A 19,486-nucleotide genomic window follows, 5' to 3' on the forward strand; every position below is an offset into this window, starting at 1 on the left:
AGCAACGTCACGATACTTGGACGGTGGTCGACGCGGGGCGAGGCTCGACAGCAATGCCCCGGCGGCCTTACTGAATGCGGACGATGATCTCGGAGTGACCCAGACGGATCACGTCGCCATCGGCCAACTGCCACTCCTGCACCGGTGCGTTGTTCACAGTGGTGCCGTTAGTGGAGTTGAGGTCGGACAGCAGCGCGAGTTGTCCGTCCCAGCGGATTTCCAGGTGCCTGCGGGACACGCCGGTGTCGGGCAACCGGAACTGGGCGTCCTGTCCGCGACCCACGATGTTGGAACCCTCGCGCAGCTGGTACGTCCGGCCGCTGCCGTCGTCCAGCTGCAGGGTTACCGCCGCGGCGGGAGCGCCGTAGCCGCCGCCCTGCCCGTAGCCGCCGTAGCCGCCGGCCTGCTGGCCGTAGTCACCGCCGGCTTGCTGCCCGTAGTCGTAGTCATGGCCGGCGGGCTCGCCGTACTCGCCTCCGGTAGGGGCGTACCCCGCGCCGGGAGGAGCTTCGGCGTAGCGGGTGAAAGCGTCTTGCTCGTAGTCCTGCTGCTGGCCGTAGCCCTGCTGGCCGTACTCCTGCTGTGCGTAGTCCTGCTGTGCGTAGTCCTGCTGGCCGTAGCCCGGGCCGCCCTGCTGGTAACCCTGGTCGTACCCGCTGCCGTGGTCGGGGTAAGCCGCACGCTGGTCGGGCGGGGCTTGCGGGGCCGGAGGAGCGTAGCCGCCCTCGTCCGGTCGACCCGGTCCGCGCCCGTAGTCGCCGTAGCCGCCGCCATAGCCGGGCTGCCCCCCGCCTTGCGGTGGGGCGTAGCCGCCCGCGTCCTGGCGGTAGCCCTGGTCGTACCCTTGGCCGCCGTAGCCGGCAGGCGCAGGCGGACGCTGCTCATAGGACGGCGGTGCCGGCGGGTAACCGCCCTGGTCCTGGTAGCCGCCGCCCTGGCCGGGGTAGCCGCCCTGGTCCGGGTAGCCGCCTTGGCCCGGGTAGCCGCCTGGGCCCGGGTAGCCGCCCTGGTCCTGATAGCCGCCGCCCTGCCCGGGATAACCCCCCTGGCCGGGGTAGCCGCCCTGGTCCTGGTAGCCGCCGCCCTGGCCGGGGTAGCCGCCCTGCTCATGGCGGGGCGGCGGGTATCCCTGCTGGGGTGGATAGCCACCTTGTTCCGGCGGGTATCCGCCGCGGGGATCGTGTCCGCCCTGGGGATCCGCACCGCGCGGGTCGTCTTGCGGCCGCCCGTAGCGGTCGTCGTAGTACTCGTCGCCGGGCCGCCCTTGCCCCTGACCCCCGCGGTAGCCTGAATTGTCAGTCATTGGTGGTACTCCTGGTTCTGCGCCAATCGCGTGATTTGATTGTGGCCGGGCGGAATCGGTGAGCGTCGGGCGGGGCTCGACGTCGGGGTTGACAGCACCGCGGGCGCGGAACTGGCCGGTATGCAGGTTCGATGACTCCTCGAACCGGACGACCACCTCACCATACGTTTGCCACCCCTGTTCATGGATATAGTCGGCCAAGAACCTAGCGAAAGCGCGCGTCGTGACCTCCGGGTCGGCGCTCGCCTTCTCAAAGTCGTGCACACTGAGGGTAATGATGTATTCGTTGGGCGCCAAAAGGTGATTTCCCTGAAGCGGCTGGACACCGTCGGCCGCTTCCCGGCGCAATAGGGCCTCGACCTCTTGCGGCACGATGGATCCACCGAACATCCGGGCAAATGCGTCTCCTAGGGTCGCCTCGAGCTTGCGCTCGATGCGCTGAGCCAGCCCCCTTTGGCTACCCATTTCTCAGCGTTCGCCCGCGTTTATCCGGGCATATCGCCAGCGCAAGGCAAACGGCTTGCCCGGGTGTCGGATCACCCAAGCATGGTATCGGGACAGTATGAGGATCCGGCACCGTGCGAATCCTGAGAATCGTGTCGCGGTCGTTCACAGTCCCTTTAGGAACCGGCAGGTCAGCTGGCCCGACCGCAAGCCCTTCTCCAGCGATTGGGGGGCTTGTAACTACAGTGGCCACTACAGTGGTATGGTCCTGCGGTTGTTTCGGGCGAGTGGCGGAATGGCAGACGCGCTGGCTTCAGGTGCCAGTGTCCTTCGGGACGTGGGGGTTCAAGTCCCCCTTCGCCCACATTTTTGAGCGGTTCTACGAGCTGCGGCGCATAGGGTCGTCGCCGGCACGACGCGACCGGTCAGATCCCCGGCGTTTCTGTTAACCCGCAACGGCCGGCGGTAACTGTCGCCCCCGCGTTTCGCGCGTCCGGGCAACGACGGCCGCTTTCGCGAACATCGCCGCCGTCTACCGTCTAGGTGAAAATCGCGCATCGACGACGAGCGAAGGAGCCGCACAGTTGAAGATCGACCCCGCTGCCACCGCCTGGCTGCTGGCCAGCACCGCACTCGTGCTCCTGATGACGCCCGGGTTGGCGATTTTCTACGGGGGCATGGTGCGCACCACCGGCGTGCTCAACATGATCATGATGAGCTTCATCTCCATCCCGCTGGTGACGGTGGCGTGGCTACTGGTCGGGTACAGCGTGGCCTTTTCCGACGGCGGTTTCGGCGGCTTCGTCGGCGGACTGGCCCATGCGGGAATGGCGGGCATAGGCCCGGACACCCTGCACACCCAGGCCCCCGTTCCCGAACTGCTGTTCGCCACCTTCCAGTTGACCTTCGCGATCGTCACCGCCGCTCTGGTCAGCGGCGCCATCGCCGACCGCGCCAAGTTCGCGGCCTGGGTGGTGTTCGTGTTGGTGTGGTCGGTGGCGGTGTACGCCGTTGTCGCGCACTGGGTGTGGGCGCCGACCGGTTGGCTGTCCAAGATGGGCGTGCTCGACTACGCCGGTGGGCTCGTGGTCGAAATCGTCTCGGGCTCTTCGGCTTTGGCGCTGGCGCTGGTGCTCGGTCCGCGAATCGGCTTCAAGGTCGACGCGATGCGTCCGCACAACCTGCCGTTCGTGCTCCTCGGTGTCGGTTTGCTGTGGTTCGGCTGGTTCGGGTTCAACGCCGGTTCGGCGTTGGCCGCCAACGGATTAGCGTCCGCGATCTTCCTGAACACCCTGGTTGCCGGCTGCCTGGGGATGTTGGGCTGGCTTGCGGTGGAGCAATTCCGCGACGGCAAGCCGACCACCTTCGGTGCCGCCTCGGGGGTGGTCGCCGGGCTGGTGGCGATCACGCCGTCGTGCGGGTACGTGAACGCCTTGGGCGCCGCCGTCGTCGGACTGGCTGCGGGAGTGGTGTGCGCGTTCGCCATCTTGGTGAAGTTCAAGCTCAACTACGACGACTCGCTCGACGTCGTCGGCGTGCACTTCGTCGGAGGAGTCGTCGGTGTGTCCCTGATCGGACTGCTCGCCACCGCGGTCATGACCAGCGGCCCGACCGGACTCTTCTACGGCGGTGGACTGGGCCAACTCGGCAAGCAATCCCTGGCGATGCTCGTGGTCGCGCTGTACGCCTTCGCGGTGAGCTTCGGGCTGGCCAAGCTGATCGACCGGTTCATGGGTTTCCGGGTGAGCGTCGCGGACGAGAAGAGCGGCGTCGACCTCACCCAGCACGCCGAGACGGCCTATCCGGAGGGCGTGTACGGACATCAAGCCCCGCGCCGCCCGCCCCTCGGCGATCGGGCTGCGACGCGCCCGGGTGACGACGAATACCGCTGAGTCAGACCGAACGCCCCAGATAGGTCATGAGCCGGGTGGTCGGTGTCGAGTCCGGTGGCGCCGGTTGGGCCGGCCCGAAGGCGCCCGGGCCCCGCAGCATGTCCTCCGGCAGCGAGTCGACCAGCCCGCGGCAAAACGAAAGCAGGTCCTCGGGCAGCTCGATAAGCCGACCCTGGGAACGGTGCACGTCCCAGCTGTGCATGGCCAGGTCCGCGACCGGAAAGGTCAGTGCCCTCCGCAGAGCGACCTCGCCCTGCGGCGACACCCGCATCGCGTCCGGGTCCGCGCCCGGCAGCGCGTCTGAGAGTCGGGAGGCCAGGTCACGAAGCCGTGCCGCGGGATCCTCACATATCCAGTCTGACGGCTTAGAGGGTCCGGTCCAGATGTCGCCGTCCTCGACGAGCGTCACAATCTTGGCGGCGCTGCCGGTGGCGTGACCTACCAAGTCGCGCACGCTCCAGCCTTCGAGATTGGACGGTTGGTCCCAGCCGTCCGGCGGGATCTGCTCCACCACGTCGATGAACAACCCCATCGCCCCGCCGGCCAACGCGGCCGCGTCGGTCACGGCAGGGTTTGTGTCCACTTTTCGATCTCGGCGGTGATGGGGTCGGTGATGTCGTCGAATTCGGGATGCTTCTTGAGCACCGTGACGACCATGGAGCACATCGGAACGATGCGCTTGCCGTCGTCGCGGGTGGCGTTCAACGCGGTCTCGACAAGGATGGTCGCCAAGCCGCGTCCGCCGTACGCGGGATCGATCTCGGTGTGGTAGAAGACGCGCTGATTGCCACGATCGCCGAATTCGGCGAAGCCGACGTCCGTGCCCTCCACGGCGATGGTGTACTTGCCGTCCTCGGCGCGGACCTCAGTTGGTGCGCCGCTCTTGTCGGTAGTCAATCGGATTCCCTAGTCAATCGGATTCCCTTCTGTTCGGTGTCGGTCGGGGCCGCAGCCGCGTGGTGGGCATCGGCGGGGCGGGCAGCCGGGTTACCGAACCCCGGTAGCCCGTCACGGCGCCGAAGCGTTCGGCGGCGTCCTCCCATAGTTGGCGATAGTCGACGATGTCGTCGTGGCTACGACCGACGAAGTTCCACCACATCACCAGTTCTTCGGCGAACGGCGCGCCGCCCAGCAGCAGCACCCGCGCCGGCCGGTCCCCGGTATTGCCCAGGTGCAACGTCGAGTTCCCCGGGCTTTGGTACCCGAGTTCGGCGACCGCCAGGATGGTGCCACACATTTCCACGTCGCCCGTATCGCACAGCACGCCGTGTTCGAACGCGGGGTCGACGTCGATGTCCAGCTGAGCATGCGGGCCGAGATCGATCTGCGCGCCCAGCAGCGGAGTAAATGTCGGCACCGGCGAACGGCTGCCGGCCAGCTCGCCGAGAAAAACTCGCGCCGACGCAGCCGGCAGCGAAATCGGGGCGGGCGCATAGTGGGCGAAGTCGCGACCCGTGTCGCGAGCGGAATCCGGCAGCGCCACCCACAACTGCGCGCCGTGTAGGACGGCAGCCGAGGCGACCGACACTTCGGAGTGACAGATGCCCGCACCCGCCGTCATCAGATTGAGCTCGCCGGGCCGGACCATCGCATGGACTCCGCCGCTGTCGCGGTGCTCCACTTCCCCACTGAACAACCAACTCGCAGTTTGCAGTCCGGTGTGCGGATGGGGCGGGACATCCATCTTCGCCGAGGCGGGGCCGTAGTGGTCGATGAAGCACCATGCGCCGATCAGCGAGCGTTGGCGTTGCGGAAGCGTGCGTTGTACCCGCATCGCGCGCGGGCCGCCCAGCGGGACCTCACGTGGGTACAGAACCTCGATGCCGGCGGCCTGCGACGCGCTGCACGCGAGTTCGGCCGGCGCGGTCTCCAGGTTGCTCACGTGCCCGACGCTACGCCTCACCTGCCCGGCGGCCGCAGCACCTTCATCACCAGCCGCATGACCGGCTCGGGAACCCGGTCCTGGACCGACAACGCCGCATCGGCGGCACGGGATCGCAGCGGGGTGCCGCGACCGAAGATCCGGTTCAACGCTCCCCCGGACGGCTCGAGCACGACGTGCAGCGGCGGTCTGTCCACCGCGGCGCCCAGCGCGTTGGCGATGACCATCCGCTGAATCTCGCTGGTTCCTTCAAAGATGGTGTACAACTTGGCATCCCGATACCACTTCTCCACCGGGTGGTCGGTGATGTAGCCCCAGCCGCCCATGGTCTGGATGGCGCGTTCGGTGGCCTTGACGGCGACCTCGCTGGCCGCGAGCTTGGACATCGAGCCCTCCCCGCGCTCGAAGGGCACACCATTGGCCGCCATCCAGGAGGCCCGCCACGTCAGCAGCCGGGCGGCGTCGATCTGGGTTGCCAGGTCCGCCAGCGGAAACGCGATGCCCTGGTTGTCGATGATCGGTCCGCCGAACGCCTCCCGCTCGGTGGCATACGACGTCGCGTACTCCAGTGCGGCGCGCGCAATCCCGATCGCCTGGGCGGCGACCATCGGGCGCGTTTGCTCGAAGGTGCCCAGCGTCGCCGAGCCGGAACGCTGCCCACCGGCAACTGCCTCGCGGGCTTTGGCCAGTTTGTGCTCGAGCTTCTCTTGTCCGCCAAGCAGGTTGGCTCCCGGTACCCGGACGCCGTCGAACCGCAACTCGGCGGTGTGAGATGCCCGGCAGCCCAGCTTGTCGAGTTTGCGTAGCAGTCCCAGTCCCGGCGCGCCGCCCGGTACCACGAACAGTCCCTGGCCGCGGTGGCCGAGTTCCTGGTCGACCACCGCGTTGACCACGTGGACGTTGGCGATCCCACCGTTGCCGATCCACATTTTGTGTCCGTCGATGATCCAGTCGTCCCCGTCGCGGCGGGCGGTAGTGCGCAGATTGCGCACGTCGCTGCCGCCTTCGGGTTCGGAGATCGCCAGTGCGGCGAGTTTGAGATCGCCCGGCGTTCCGAAACATTCGGGCGCCCACTGCAACATCTGCTCCGGCGAGGCGGCCTGCCCGATCGCCGAGAGCGCCAGGGCAGGCATGACGATCGCCAAACCGATTCCGGCGCAACCCCAAAAGAGCTCCTCCATGAACATCGGTAACGAGATGCCGGTCGGATCGCCGATTAAGTCGCGGTAGAACAACGGGCTGTAGAAGCCGCGCTGCGCGGCCTCCTCCAGCACGGGCCAGGGAAACTCCTGCCGTTGGTCGTACTCGAGTGCGACCGGGCGGATCACGGACTCGGAGAACTCATGTGCGCGCCGGGCCAGATCGTGTTGTGCGGCCGTCGGCGTGAGGTCGAACGTCATACAGGCGCGGTACCCCGCCAGATGGGTCAGCAAACTGACGCGCCGGTTTTCGGCGGCGCAGTGACTGGTGGGACGTTGCCGCGCAACTGCTTTCGCTGAAAGACGGGTCTTGACGCAATTGGGTGTGAAACCTTGGTTTTCGGTGTGCAGGTGGGGCGGAAATCAGCCCGCGACCGTCCCTCTCGTTCTCGCCGAACGTGCAACCACTGCGAAAATCCGCGTGATTTCCGCAACCAGTGCACGCTCGGCGACGCGGTCGGACCTGCGGCGAAGCTGTCGGCGCGGCCGCCCCTCTCCGCCCTAAGCTCACACCCAATGCCCTGGGCTGAAACACCACTCATCACGCCGCGGAACGTGGCCCAATTCGCGCGGCCGGAAGGTGCAGCACCACCGCCGGCGCTGGGACGGCATCGCGTTCCCGGCGCGCCAGCAGCGTCGCGTTTTCGGGCAGCTCCCTGGCGTTGATCTCGCCGGTGGCGATCTGGCGCAGGACGTCATGGGCCCGGGCGAGCTGCTCACGTTTGCGGTACTGCCCGCCCGGAAGTTTGACGCCGGCCCACACGCCGTACTCCTCCCGATGCTTGATCGCGCGTTCGGCGCACAGCCGCTGCTGGGCCAGCGGGCAGCGTCGTAGGCATTGGATCCGCGCCTCGGTGGCCGAGCGCTCGTAAGCGCGTGCCTTCGCCGCTCCGTCACCACAGTCGTCGTCCGGGTAGCCGAACCAAAGTTCCGGGTTGGTCGCGCAGGGGTGTCCCATGTTGTCTCCTTGTCCGAGGCGAAACGTATGCGGAAGCGTATACAGCACGCTGCGTGCTCCGCAAGGGAAACGAGACGATAACGTATATGCCTTGGGAGGCGCGGCAGTTTGTGTAATATCCGGCCTGTGGCCGGAGGGTGCGATGAGCCGTGAATCGGCTGGCGCGGCCCTTCGCGCACTGCGCGAGTCGCGCGATTGGTCATTGGCGGACCTGGCGGCCGCAACTGGCGTCAGCATCATGGGGCTGAGCTTTCTCGAGCGGGGCGCCCGCAAACCGCATAAAAGTACAGTTCAAAAGGTAGAAAATGGGCTCGGATTGCCGCCGGGCACCTATTCGCGGCTGTTGGTGGCGGCTGATCCCGATGCCGAGCTGGCCCGGCTGCTCGCCGCGCAGCCACCCGAGCCATACTCCGCACGACGCAGCGGTGCCGTCGTGGTCGACCGCCGGAGTGACACGGAAGTGCTCGAGGGCTACGCGGAGGCCCAGCTCGATACCATCAGATCCGTCATCGATCGATTGCCCGCGACGACATCAAACGAATATGAGACGTATATTCTCTCTGTGATCGCGCATTGTGTGAAGGCGGAGTTGCTGGCGGCCAGCTCCTGGCGGGTGGCGGTGAACGCAGGCGCCGATTCGACCGGCCGGCTCATGGAGCATCTGCAGGAGCTCGAGGCGACGCGCAGCGGCTTGTTGAAGCGAATGCCGACGAGTTTGAGTTCACGGTTCGATCGCGCGTGCACGGAGTCAGCCTTGCCGGAAACCATCATCGCGGCACTGCTCGGCATCGGCGGTGACGAACTGTGGGACATCCGCAACCGGGGCGCCATCCCGCCCGGCGCACTCCCCCGTGTCCGCGCCTTCGCCGACGCTATCGAGGCGGAGGGCACGAGTGAGTGAGATCGACGAGCTGAGCCGTGCTCACCAGATATTCGCCGGCAGCGCTCGGCATGCGGCGGTGGATGCGGGTACCGCGCATTATCCGGAGCTGCTGCAGCGAGTCGCCGGGCTGAATGTTGGTGCGGGACAAAGGCGCTACCGGATCAGGGTGGACGGCAGCCGAGAAGCCCTGCGATCGGCGGCGCGAGCTGATGCCGCAGCCGCGGCGATCCTCGCTGACGCGCACCGGGATCGGATGCGGGCGCGTGACCTGACTAAGAGCGTGCTCGACGAGGCTCGAGTCGACGCCGCCGTTCCTGCGGGCACGCCGATGGCACAGCGTGAGGCGATACGGCGTCAGGTGGCGCGGCTGCGTACCCAACGGGCACACGTACTGACGGCGCGGTGGCGGGCCCGACGTCACGCGGCGGCGCTGCGGGCGCTGCGCTACCGGCTGTCGCACCATCGCGGCGCCCGGAACGGACGCGCCGGAATCGCGGTACGCGCCGCACTCTCACGACTGGGCCGGCCGTACGTCTGGGGTGCGACCGGGCCTAACCAGTTCGACTGCTCCGGCTTGGTGCAATGGGCCTACGCGCAGGCAGGTATCCACTTGGATCGCACAACCTATGCGCAGATCAATGATGGGATCCCGGTGCCGCGCTCACAGGTGCGGCCGGGCGATCTGGTCTTTCCGCATGCGGGACACGTGCAGCTGGCGATCGGCAACAACCTGGTTGTTGAAGCGCCCTACTCGGGCGCGTCGGTACGCATCAGCCGGTTGGGCAGCCACGTGCAGATACGGCGCCCGGTCTGAGGGCCGGTTTGAGGAGGGTGAACCCATGGCAGAGCAAACCGGACCTTCGGCGGCTGCCATTCAGGCGCAACAGGCGGCGCTGGCCGACCGGCACACTGCGGTCGGCGGCGCCGACCGGGTGCTGCAGGAGGTGCTCGCCAGCGCTCATGCCGAGATGTGCGACAGTGCCAGCCGACTCGACGCCATCGCGGCCGAGATAGACCGCGCGGTGTCGGAGCAGGCAGGCTCCGCCGTCGACACCCCGATGGGCGCGCGTGAGTTCCAGAGATTTCTCGTCGCCAAACAACGCGAGATCGCCACGGTCGTCGCGCATGCTCACGAACTGGCTCACGAGAAAAGCGTGGTATTGGCCGGGCTGCGAGAGACGTACACAGCCGCGCGACAGCCTTAGCCGGCTCGCGAGCTTTTTCGACGCACTCCTCGCCGCCATCTATCGGTAGTGAATTGTCGCCCGTAAGCCTGCTGCGTACTGTCACCCCACATGGAGCGGTTTGCCTAGCCGATGTCGACGTATCAAGATCTGGGCGACGCGCTGAAACGCATCCGGGAGGCCACGGCTGACCCGGATGCGTGGCGGGCGGGGCTAACGCCGGATGAGGCGGCGGCTGTCGTAACCCTCACGACGAGTCAGGAACAGCTGGACTCCATTCTGCGCAAAATTCGTCAGCAACACCCGGACCTGTTCAACCCGCCGGCGGCGGGCGGGCCCGATCCCCAACAGGGCGACGCTGCCGAAGCCATAGCGCGGGCCGAATCCGCTCTGGCACACCAGAATACGGCGACTTCGCAACTCGATCTGCAAGTGGTATCGGCGATACTGAACGCGCACCTGAAGGCGGTCGACGGCAGGGAGGCGCTGACCAAGTTGCAGCAAGAAACCGAAGCCGCGGTACGAGCGCGATCGGATCTCGACACCCCCGCAGGGGCGCGTGACTTCCAGCGGTTTCTGATCGGCAAGCTCAGGGACATCCGCGCGGTAGTCGCGGACACGAGTCTTGACGACACGTCGAAGTCAGCGCTGATGGCGGCGTGGACATCGCTGTACAACGCGTCCAAGGGTGGTCCCGGCGAAGACCGGCCCGCTGCCGCCGGCGGCGTCGCTGCGCCTGCACCCGCGCGTGGCGTGAATCAACCACCGCCGGCCGAAGCCGCGTGGGATCCGTACCTGGATTCGCTGCCGGCTGACGATCCTGGCCCGCCGGCCGGGGAGTCGTCACCACAGGGAGTGCCAGCCGCCCGCGCGGCGCCGGGCACGCCGCCGGTGATGGCCACAATGCCAAGCATTCCCAACCTGGGTGGAACGCCGGCGCTGGGCGCCGGCACGCTGCCGGGTGGGCTCCCGCTCGCCGGCGGGTTCGACGGCAGCGGACGCGAGCCGGCGCTGAGAGGTCTCGACGACGAACGGCGCCTGACATCCGACGACCGCGATCCGGACGAGCACGCGGTGGCGGACGACGCCGGCGACAAGGACGACGAGCACAAGGATTCGTCGTCGGAAAGGCCGGAATCATCGCCGGCGGGTCCGACAACCGTGACGCTGCCCGACGGCGAAACGGTCACGGCTGCCAGCCCGCAACTGGCGGCGGCCATCAAGGCCGCGGCCGCCGGAGCGCCGATCCCAGATGCCTTCCGCCAGCAGGGAATTACGATTCCCGCGGCTGGGACGCCGGTTGTTCACCCAATCGAGGCGGCGCGGGTGGCACCGGGAGATATCGGTATGTTCACCGATCGTCACGCGCTTGCCCTCGGCCACAGCAAGGCCATTCTGGACGGCCAGATTCAGCACATTTCCACCGTGAGCGGCCCCAGCTTTTTAGGCTGGGAGCATCCGCCGACGCCGGCCGCTCAGGCGCCGGGGGCAGCGCCGCCGCCGCGCGAAACACCGGCACCCACCCGACCAGCGGCCGTATCGGTCGGCTGGACTACGTCACAATAGTGAGCCCGCCGGCCTCGCCGCCGGCGCACGATAAGGAGACAGCGGATGGCAGACAAAATCCATGTAGTGCCCGCGCACTTACGTGAAGCGGCCGCTCATCACGAGCAGATCTCCGACCAGCTGCGGTCCGTCCCGTCGTCGCACGCCGCGATCCAGGAGAGTCTGGACTCACTCGGGCCGATTTTCGGCGAGCTGCGCGATGCCGGACGCGACCTGCTCGAGCTCAGACGACAGTGCTACCAGCAACAAGCCGATGACCATGCCGACCTGGCGCGCAACCTGAGGATCTCGGCGGCCGCGTGGGAGCAGCACGAGCACGAGGCGGCGCGCAACCTCGGCAGCATCGCCGACGGCGGTCGATGACCGACGCCAATCCGGCCTTCGACACCGTTCACCCGAGTGGACACATCCTGGTCCGCTCCTGTCGCGGCGGGTACATGCACAGCGTCGCGCTTACCGCCGAGGCGATGGACACGGACGCTGCGTCCCTGGCGCAGGGCATCTTGCTGACGGCGGACGTGTCGTGCCTCAAAGCACTATTGGAAGTCCGGGACGAGATCGTGGCGACCGGGCACACTCCGTCGGCGGAGGTTCCGACGCCCCAGGATCTCGATGCGGCGATTGAGAGGCTGTTAGCGCATCAATTGCGCCGTCGTGACAGCTGACGGTCTACAGCAACCAGGTCTTGGCGGCGTCGGGATCGGGAGCGATATCGACAGGTGGCTCGATCGGATTGGCGCCGAACAACTCTCGCGCACGGCCGAGCAGCGCGCGCACTTCATCGAGTTGCTGCTGCAGCGCAGAATCAGCCATGTGCCCACGCTACCCACGCCGTAGCGGCCATACAATTCACCGGCTGCAGAAGTCGCCCCCGGGATACCGGTACGCTTGGCCGGTGGCGATCTTCGGTCGGATGACGGCGCGCCAGCGCCTCCGGAGAGCGGCGCAGGAATCCCTGACGATTCCGGCATTCAGCTCTCCCATCGATTGCACCCCCTGGGTGATAGGTGGGCTGTGGCCTGCTGAGCTGTCGACGATCACCGACGAAACCGCAACGGTCGCAGACTATCTCAGGGACGACCTGCAGCGGATCGCCAGCAGCACCAACGACCAGGTGAAGATCATCAGGCGCGCGGGGATGACCGATCCGGCTCGGCAAGCAGAAGAGGCGCGAGTGATCGAGCAAGCCCGCGCCCGCGCCGTGCAACGAGTCGAGTCGACACTTCGCCAGCTGGAGACGTTGCGGGCCGCGTCACCCGCCCGGCCCACGAGCCCGCCTGCTGCACAGGATCTCGCCGGTACAGACATCGACAAGACACAGGTCATACCCGCAGTCACGGATGACGAACCACCGGCCGCGCCAGCCGAGAGTGACGTGCCTGAGATCTTGGAGAGCGCGGCTGAGCCTGAGCCGTTGCCGAGCGTGGGCCGCCCGGACGCGCTGCCGCTCGACAGCGCCCCGCCCGAGCCGCCAGCGGCTCCAAGTCCAGATCCGGGCCCGGAGATCGCCGCCCCGCCGGCTGAGCCGTTGCCCAGCGCGGGCCCGCCGGTCGGGCTGCCGGTTGATGACGGCGAGCCCGAGCCGATAGCAGATCCGGGCCCGGAAATCCCGGCCCCGCCCGCTGAGCCGTTGCCGAACGCGGGTCCGCCGGTCGTCGACTACCAGCCCGAGCCGCCGGAGAGCACCACTTTGCGCGATGCGGTGGTGGCCGATAGCTACCTGCCCGACCCGCCCGTGGCTCTGACACCAGATCCGGGCTTTCAAGTGTCCGCGCCGCCCGCTGAGCCGTTGCCGAGCGCGGGTCCGCCGGTCGGGCTGCCGGTTGATGACGACGAGCCCGACCCGCCCGTGGCTCTGACACCAGATCCGGGCTTTCAAGTGTCCGCGCCGCCCGCTGAGCCGTTGCCGAACGCGGGCCCGCCGGTCGGGCTGCCGGTTGATGACGACGAGCCCGAGCCGCCAGCGGCGCCAAGCCCAGATCCCGGCTACCAAATCCCCGCCCCACTCCCCGAGCCGCAGCATCAGCCTCAGCCTCAGCCTCAGCAGGTTTATCAGGCCCCAGAGGCCAGCCGCACCGCCGAACCCGACAGCAAACGTTTGCAGCGGCTCCTTGCATTCGTGGTCCGCCAAGAACCAAGGCTGAACTGGGCCGTCGGCGACTACGCAGACGGCAGGACGGTGCTGGTCACCGACCTCGCGCACGGGTGGATACCTCCGGGCATCGCCCTGCCGGAAGGCGTGCAGTTGCTGGGCCCGGAACGTCGCGCCGGCAAAGTCTCCGTCTTGCTTGGCGAGACGACGCGCGTGTTGACCTACGCTCCCGGCGATTCCCTGGACTGGTCGACGGAAGTCGCCGAGACCGGAGCCTCGGTGCAGCCCCGCGAGCTGCCAACCGTGGATGACCTGGGATGGGAGCTGGGCCAGGCCACGCATTGGCGCGACGGACTGCCACGGATGGTGCACACATTGGCGAAAGCCGCGGCAGCCGGAACCGGCGTCGTCGACGACGAGGTCGATCTGCTGCGTGTGCATCTCGATACCGCATGCCACCAACTGCTGGCCCAGTATCCGGATGTCGATCCGGCGCTCTTGCTGAATAGTCAGTTGTTGGCGGCCACCGAAGGGATCGTCACCGGCGACCCGATTTCCGCGAATTATCACCTGTCCTGGTTCCAGAAACTCAACGCGCCACCGGCCAGCCAGTGGGCGACCAAATCGTGGCGGTGAGACCTCCAGACCATGAATTGACGCTGGTGGGAGGGGTCGACATACTGTCAACGTGTCGGGGTCGGACCGTCGCAGCGAGCTCAGTGACTCGAGGGACAGAGATCTCGTCGAATCAGTTCTGCGTGAACTGAGCGAGGCGGCTGACAAGTGGGAAGCCCTTCTCGCCCAGGCCGAGACCGTCACATACAGCGTCGACCTGGGTGATATTCACGCCGTCGCGAACTCCGACGGCCGGTTGCTCCAGTTGACATTGCATCCGGACGTCATGACCGGTTATGCACATGGGGAATTGACCGACAGGTTGAACCTCGCGATCGCAGCGTTGCGCGAAGAGGCAGAGGCCGAGAACCAGGCAAGGTACGGCGGCCAGTTGCGCTGACGTCGGTGTCGATGCGGCAGCGGCACAAGCAGCGACGGCCGAAAGGAGAATGACGTGCCACTCAATCTGTCCAACCGGGACCAGAATTCGGGGCACCTGTTCTACAACCGGCGTTTGCGGGCCGCGATCACCAGGTTCTCGGTGCGGATGAAGCACGACGACCGCAAACAGCAAGCGGCGGTCGCATTGTCGATCGTGCTGGTGCTCATCGGCGTGGGGTGGATGGCGTTACTCCATGTCATGAAGCCCGCCGGATTGATCGGCGAATCGGCGATCATCGGCGACCGCGACACCGGCGCGGTCTACGCGAAGATCAACGGGCGTCTCTACCCCGCGCTTAACCTGACCTCGGCTCGGCTAGCGGTCGGTAATGCCGCCTCCCCCGCTTGGGTCAAGCCCAGCGAGATCGCCAAATACCCGACCGGCCCCACGATCGGCATCCCCGGTGCGCCGGACAGCCTGCCGATCGCGTCGAGCGCCGTGTCGGCGTGGTCGGTCTGTGACACGGCGGCCATCCGCGGCAGCGGTACGGCCCCGGTGGTGACATCCATCGCGGGCCAGCTCGCGCCGTTCGGCCGGGCCACCGGGATGGGCTCCACGCAGGCCGTCCTGGCGACCCACAACGGCGCGACCTACGTGATCTGGCGAGGGCAACGGTCGCGCATCGAACCAACAGAGCGATCGGTGACGTTCAATCTGGGGCTCGATCCCGGGGTGACTTATCCGATCGAAATCTCCAACGCCCTCTTCGATGCCATGCCGTCGACGGAACCCCTTGTGTTACCGGTGATTCCGGATGCCGGAACACCCTCGCAGTGGTTGCCCGGCGCCACGGTGGGCAGTGTCCTGGAAACCCGTGACGCGAACGGAGCCGTCAACGGTTTCTATGCGCTGCTGCCCGGTGGCGTGCAGAAGATCACCAGCTTTGTCGCAGACCTGCTGCGCACCGGGGACTCGCATGGTTCGAGCACGCCGACCCTGGTTGCTCCGGACAAATTGATCCACATTCCGGAAGTGGACGTTCTCAACGTCGACTACTACCCGTCCGGAAAGCTGGATTTCGTTGACACATCGGCGAATCCGGTGACGTGCGTCGGATGGGAGAAGCAATCCAGCGACCCGCAGGCCCGAATCACGATCTTCAGCGGGCGCGGTCTCCCGGTGCCGATCGGCATGGATTCGCACTTGGTGCACTTGGTCCGCGACGACCGCGACCGCGATTCGGTGGAGGCCAATCAGACGCTGGTGCTGCCGGGCGCGGCGAACCTTGTCGCGACGACGAGCGGTGTTGTCGCGGCCGGCAGCCGAGAGAGCTTGTATTGGCTTTCGCCGCAAGGGGTTCGGTATGGGATCCAAGCGGATCAGCGTACCCTGCAGGCATTGGGGATAGATCCACGCTTCGCGGTGCAGGCACCCTGGCCGATCGTTCGCACCTTTGCGCCCGGACCGGCGATCAGCCGTGACGCCGCCCTGGTGGCCCGCGACGCGCTCCCCGCCGGCGGGATGGTGGCACCCATTCCCGAGCCCAACGAGCAGACGGCCGGGGGTTAGGCATGTCCAAACGAGGCTTCGTCCGCGCTGCCCGAAAGCCCGCGCCGAGCGTTCCGCCAGTGCGCATCGCGGTCGGCGCGCCGCTGGCGCTGCCCGAACGCGAACCGCGCAACATCCTGTTGATGATCGCGCTTCCGGCGCTGCTGGTGGGGATCATCGGCACGCTGGTGGTGATGTACGCATCGGGGATCCGATCGCTGCAGTCCGGCTTCTTCCCGATGATCGGCCTGGTCGGGTTCGGCACGCTCATGTTCAGCGGACGCTTCGGGCGCGCACGCCGAATCAGTTGGGGGGAACAGGAAAAGCAGCGTCGCAGCTACCTGCGCCAGCTCGACGAGGATCGCGACGAAGTGCAGCGCGCCGCCCACGAGCAACGCCGCAGCCAGCTGTTCGTGCACGCCGATCCGCAGCGGCTGGACACCGTCATCGGTGGTCCGCGGATGTGGGAGCGGCGCCCGAACGACCCCGATTTTCTCGATGTCCGAATGGGGATCGGCGTGCAGCAGGCTAACGAATCCGCGGTTTCGCTGCAATGGCCCGACGTTCCGGTCGGCGAAGAGCTCGAACCGGTAACCGGGGGTGCGCTAAGGGATTTCATTCTCGAGCAGAGCAAGATTCGCGGGATCGGCAAGGTGCTGAGTCTGCGGTCAAGTCCCGGATTCAGCTTCCTCAGCGACGAACTCAGCGAGCTGCACAGCCACCTGCGGTCCGTGCTGTGCTCGCTGGCCGTCTACCACAGCCCCAACGATCTCAAGCTGATCGTGGTAACTCGTCACCCCGAGTCGTGGTCGTGGCTGGTGTGGCTACCGCACAATCAGCACGACGAGATGTTCGACGCATGTGGGTTGCGGCGGTTGGTGTTTGCGTCTCCGACAGAGTTGGAGGAAGCCCTCGACGCCGAGTTGCATCGCAAGGGCCGTGGACCGTGGACGCCACCGGCCGGGAGTAGCCCGACGTCCATGCCGTCGCCGGTGGAGTCGATCAGCGGCCCGACACTGGGTCCGCACTGGGTGATCGTCGACGACAACGTGGGTACGCCCGAGCAATGGGAGGGCGTGACCGGGCAGAAAGGAATGGTCGGCATCACGGTGCTGCGGTTGGCGACCCGGGCCGGTGTCGGCGTCGGATTCGATGCGAACCAGCGCTTTGCGCTGCGCGAAGGTCGGCTCACGCATCGCGAAACATTCTATGCCGCAGCGGATATGCTCGCCGAGAGCACGGCCAACCGGTACGCGCGGGCGCTGGCGCGATGGTCGCCGATGAGTGCGGGAGATTTGTCCGAGACCGACAGTCAGGGCGGTGAACTACTGCGGGCGCTGGGGATCAGCGATCCTCGCGAACTGGACGTCGACAGACTCTGGGCCGATAGCCGCGGACGCGGTGACCACAAATGGGCGATGGTGCCCGTCGGTGTCAGGCAGGGTGGCGAGCTGCAGTATGTCATTCTGCGCGCCAAGGACTTCGGCGGATACGGCTTCCATTCGGTAGTGATCGGAACGTCCGGTTCGGGCAAGTCGGAGTATTTCCTGTCGTTGTGCAGCGGGATCGCGCTGACACACTCGCCGGAGACGTTCATCGTGATCTTCGTCGACATGAAGTTCGAGTCGGCCGCACAGGATCTGCAGGGCTTTCCGCACGTCGCCGGTTCGTTGTCCAACCTGGGCAAGGATGATCGCCATCTGGCCGAGCGGATGCGCAAGGCGATCAACGGTGAAATAGCCAGGCGCTATCGGCTTTTCAAGGACGCCGGGGCGCGTGACGCCAACGAATATGAGGAGATGCGGCTCGCCGGAAGGGATCTGGAGCCGGTACCGATCCTGCTGGTGATCATCGATGAGTACCTCGAGTTGTTCATTCATCATCCGGAGTGGATCGATCTCGTCATTCACATCGGGCAGGAGGGCCGCGGCTGCAACGTCTTCTTCACTCTCGGTGGCCAGCGGTTGGACCTCTCTTCGCTGAGTAAGGTCAAGAGCAACATCGCTTTCCGGGTCGCGCTGCGCGCCGAAACCGCCGAGGATTCGCGCGATGTGATCGGCAGCGACTCGGCACTGCACCTTCCGTCGAAAGAGAACGGGTACGCGTTGCTCAAAGTCGGGCCGCGCGACCTCGAGCAATTCCGGTGCTTCTACGTGTCCGCTCCTTTCGTGGTGCCCAAACGTGTCATGAACTTGAACAAGACTGTGGCGGTGAGCTTTTCCCAACCGCGTTCCTACACCTGGGCGTACCAGCCGCTCAGTGAATCCGACAGCGCGGCGCTGGCGGTCGCCGATGAACCCGAGGAGCCCGACGAGTTTCTGTTCCATTCCGACGGATTCCGGAAGAAGAAGCTGGTAGACGTCGTCCGGGAGTCGCTCGTCAGCCACCCTGCGCGGCCGCCGCACCAGATCTGGCTGCCGCCTTTAGAAGTCAGCGAGCCGGTGGACATGCTGGTGGCGCGCTGGCGCGGCAGGCCATGGGACGTCGACTACGGAGAGAACCCCGGGCTGGTGTTTCCCGTTGGAATTGTGGACATTCCAGACGAGCACGCGCAGCGGGTACACGCCATCGACGCCGAGATGGACAACATCATGGTGGTCGCGACCGCTCAGCGCGGCAAGTCCACCACGTTGATGACCCTGATGGCCTCGGCGGCGTTGATGTACCGGCCCGAGCGGGTCACGTTCTTCTGCATCGGGGCGTCGCTGTACCCGGTCGAAGAGCTGCCGCACGTGGCGTCCGTGGTGAGCCAGACGGACAGCGAGGGGGTGTCGCGGACGATCGCCTCGATGGAGGGCCTGATCCTCGGCCGCGAGGCGTCGTTCAAGCGCTACCAGGTCGACATCGCCGAATTCCGGGACCGGCGGTTCGGCATGGACGGCGGCGGCCCCACCGATCCGGACGACAAATTCGGCGACGTCTTCCTCGTCGTCGACAACTTCAGCGACCTCTACGAGAAGGACGCCATGACGGGAGACCGGCTGATCGCGATCGCCCGCCAGGGCCTGTCATACGGGGTGCATGTCATGACCAGCGCCACGGCGTGGTTGGTGGGCCAAAAGCAACAGCTGGTCAACGTGTCGAATGCGCGCATTCAATTGCGGCTGAGCAATCCCGACGAGACGCAGATGGGCGAGGGCTTCGAGCGCAGAAAGGCGGCCCGCAACACGCTGGACAGGCCGGGGTTCGGGGTCACCCGGGATGGCTACGAGCTGCTGGTCGGGGTGCCCGAGATCGCCGCGGCCACTGCTGGACGGGTGCCCACCCGCGAGATCGGCCCGCTGATCGCCAACCTGACCGGTGCCGACCGGCTGGAGCGGCTGGCACGACTGCCCGAGCGGATCGAGCTCAACCAGGTCATCGCCGCTTTCGCAGGCGCCGCCGACGCCGCCGATCCAATGAATATCCCGTTCGCGATCGGCGAAAGCGCGCTGCAGCCGGTGGCGCTGGCCACCCGGATGGTGCCCAACCTACTCGTCGTGGGCCGCCAGCTGTGCGGGAAGACCACGACGCTGGCTGCCCTCGGGCAGGCGATCGC

At 66.7% G+C, this 19,486-nt stretch carries 18 protein-coding genes and 1 tRNA gene; 12 read left to right on the top strand and 7 right to left on the bottom strand.

The window, feature by feature from the left end:
* Window positions 1-67: 67 nt before the first annotated feature.
* Window positions 68-1,768 carry a DUF3662 and FHA domain-containing protein gene (locus tag VML93_RS28925; protein WP_325615725.1) on the bottom strand — a complete coding sequence of 567 codons (1,701 nt, stop codon included), beginning with the start codon at window positions 1,766-1,768 and terminating at the stop codon, window positions 68-70.
* A 260-nt stretch (window positions 1,769-2,028) separates the two neighbouring features.
* Between VML93_RS28925 and VML93_RS28930 the strand changes: the two genes are divergently transcribed.
* A tRNA-Leu gene (locus VML93_RS28930) sits at window positions 2,029-2,111 on the top strand.
* Window positions 2,112-2,331: 220 nt separating this feature from the next.
* On the top strand, window positions 2,332-3,639 hold the full coding sequence (locus VML93_RS28935) for an ammonium transporter (RefSeq protein ID WP_325615727.1): 1,308 nt from the start codon (window positions 2,332-2,334) through the stop codon (window positions 3,637-3,639).
* A 1-nt stretch (window position 3,640) separates the two neighbouring features.
* Here the strand turns inward: VML93_RS28935 and VML93_RS28940 are convergent, their stop codons facing one another.
* From VML93_RS28940 to VML93_RS28960, 5 genes are all read right to left on the bottom strand, one after another.
* Window positions 3,641-4,204, bottom strand: a complete 564-nt coding sequence (locus VML93_RS28940) for a TIGR03086 family metal-binding protein (RefSeq protein ID WP_325615729.1) — start codon at window positions 4,202-4,204, stop codon at window positions 3,641-3,643.
* Window positions 4,201-4,536, bottom strand: a complete 336-nt coding sequence (locus VML93_RS28945; protein WP_325615731.1) for a GNAT family N-acetyltransferase — start codon at window positions 4,534-4,536, stop codon at window positions 4,201-4,203. The genes VML93_RS28940 and VML93_RS28945 overlap by 4 nt, the downstream gene beginning before the upstream one ends.
* Before the next feature lie 13 nt (window positions 4,537-4,549).
* Window positions 4,550-5,521 carry a pirin family protein gene (locus VML93_RS28950; RefSeq protein ID WP_325615733.1) on the bottom strand — a complete coding sequence of 324 codons (972 nt, stop codon included), beginning with the start codon at window positions 5,519-5,521 and terminating at the stop codon, window positions 4,550-4,552.
* Between the two features lie 17 nt (window positions 5,522-5,538).
* Window positions 5,539-6,921 (bottom strand): acyl-CoA dehydrogenase family protein, encoded by a 1,383-nt coding sequence (locus VML93_RS28955; RefSeq protein ID WP_325615735.1) that lies wholly within the window; start codon window positions 6,919-6,921, stop codon window positions 5,539-5,541.
* 340 nt (window positions 6,922-7,261) lie between these two features.
* Entirely contained in the window at window positions 7,262-7,678 is a 417-nt protein-coding gene (locus VML93_RS28960; RefSeq protein ID WP_325615737.1) for a WhiB family transcriptional regulator, read from the bottom strand.
* 142 nt (window positions 7,679-7,820) lie between these two features.
* Here VML93_RS28960 and VML93_RS28965 point away from each other — a divergent pair, with 142 nt between their 5' ends.
* From VML93_RS28965 to VML93_RS28990, 6 genes are all read left to right on the top strand, one after another.
* Window positions 7,821-8,579 (top strand): helix-turn-helix domain-containing protein, encoded by a 759-nt coding sequence (locus VML93_RS28965; protein ID WP_325615739.1) that lies wholly within the window; start codon window positions 7,821-7,823, stop codon window positions 8,577-8,579.
* On the top strand, window positions 8,572-9,375 hold the full coding sequence (locus tag VML93_RS28970) for a C40 family peptidase (RefSeq protein ID WP_325615741.1): 804 nt from the start codon (window positions 8,572-8,574) through the stop codon (window positions 9,373-9,375). Before VML93_RS28965 ends, VML93_RS28970 begins: the two co-directional genes overlap by 8 nt.
* 25 nt (window positions 9,376-9,400) lie before the next feature.
* Window positions 9,401-9,766, top strand: a complete 366-nt coding sequence (locus VML93_RS28975) for a DUF4226 domain-containing protein (RefSeq protein ID WP_325615743.1) — start codon at window positions 9,401-9,403, stop codon at window positions 9,764-9,766.
* 111 nt (window positions 9,767-9,877) lie between these two features.
* Window positions 9,878-11,311 (top strand): DUF4226 domain-containing protein, encoded by a 1,434-nt coding sequence (locus VML93_RS28980; RefSeq protein ID WP_325615745.1) that lies wholly within the window; start codon window positions 9,878-9,880, stop codon window positions 11,309-11,311.
* Window positions 11,312-11,356: 45 nt separating this feature from the next.
* On the top strand, window positions 11,357-11,674 hold the full coding sequence (locus VML93_RS28985; protein ID WP_325615747.1) for an ESX-1 secretion-associated protein: 318 nt from the start codon (window positions 11,357-11,359) through the stop codon (window positions 11,672-11,674).
* Window positions 11,671-11,976 (top strand): DUF2694 family protein, encoded by a 306-nt coding sequence (locus VML93_RS28990; RefSeq protein WP_325615749.1) that lies wholly within the window; start codon window positions 11,671-11,673, stop codon window positions 11,974-11,976. Before VML93_RS28985 ends, VML93_RS28990 begins: the two co-directional genes overlap by 4 nt.
* Window positions 11,977-11,980: 4 nt before the next feature.
* Here VML93_RS28990 and VML93_RS28995 read toward each other — a convergent pair whose 3' ends face one another.
* Window positions 11,981-12,124 carry a hypothetical protein gene (locus tag VML93_RS28995; RefSeq protein ID WP_325615751.1) on the bottom strand — a complete coding sequence of 48 codons (144 nt, stop codon included), beginning with the start codon at window positions 12,122-12,124 and terminating at the stop codon, window positions 11,981-11,983.
* A gap of 82 nt (window positions 12,125-12,206) precedes the next feature.
* Here VML93_RS28995 and VML93_RS29000 point away from each other — a divergent pair, with 82 nt between their 5' ends.
* The 4 genes from VML93_RS29000 to eccCa all read left to right on the top strand — a co-directional run.
* On the top strand, window positions 12,207-14,039 hold the full coding sequence (locus VML93_RS29000; RefSeq protein WP_325615753.1) for a DUF5631 domain-containing protein: 1,833 nt from the start codon (window positions 12,207-12,209) through the stop codon (window positions 14,037-14,039).
* 52 nt (window positions 14,040-14,091) lie between these two features.
* The gene (locus tag VML93_RS29005) at window positions 14,092-14,418 is read left to right on the top strand and encodes a DUF2710 family protein (RefSeq protein WP_325615755.1); all 327 of its coding nucleotides are present in this window, start codon (window positions 14,092-14,094) and stop codon (window positions 14,416-14,418) included.
* A gap of 54 nt (window positions 14,419-14,472) precedes the next feature.
* Window positions 14,473-15,969 carry a type VII secretion protein EccB gene (gene eccB / locus VML93_RS29010; RefSeq protein WP_325615758.1) on the top strand — a complete coding sequence of 499 codons (1,497 nt, stop codon included), beginning with the start codon at window positions 14,473-14,475 and terminating at the stop codon, window positions 15,967-15,969.
* Window positions 15,970-15,971: 2 nt separating this feature from the next.
* The coding region (gene eccCa / locus VML93_RS29015; protein WP_325615760.1) for a type VII secretion protein EccCa at window positions 15,972-19,486 on the top strand (3,515 nt) is incomplete at its 3' end.

Source organism: Mycobacterium sp., from assembly GCF_035499775.1.
Lineage (GTDB): Bacteria > Actinomycetota > Actinomycetes > Mycobacteriales > Mycobacteriaceae > Mycobacterium.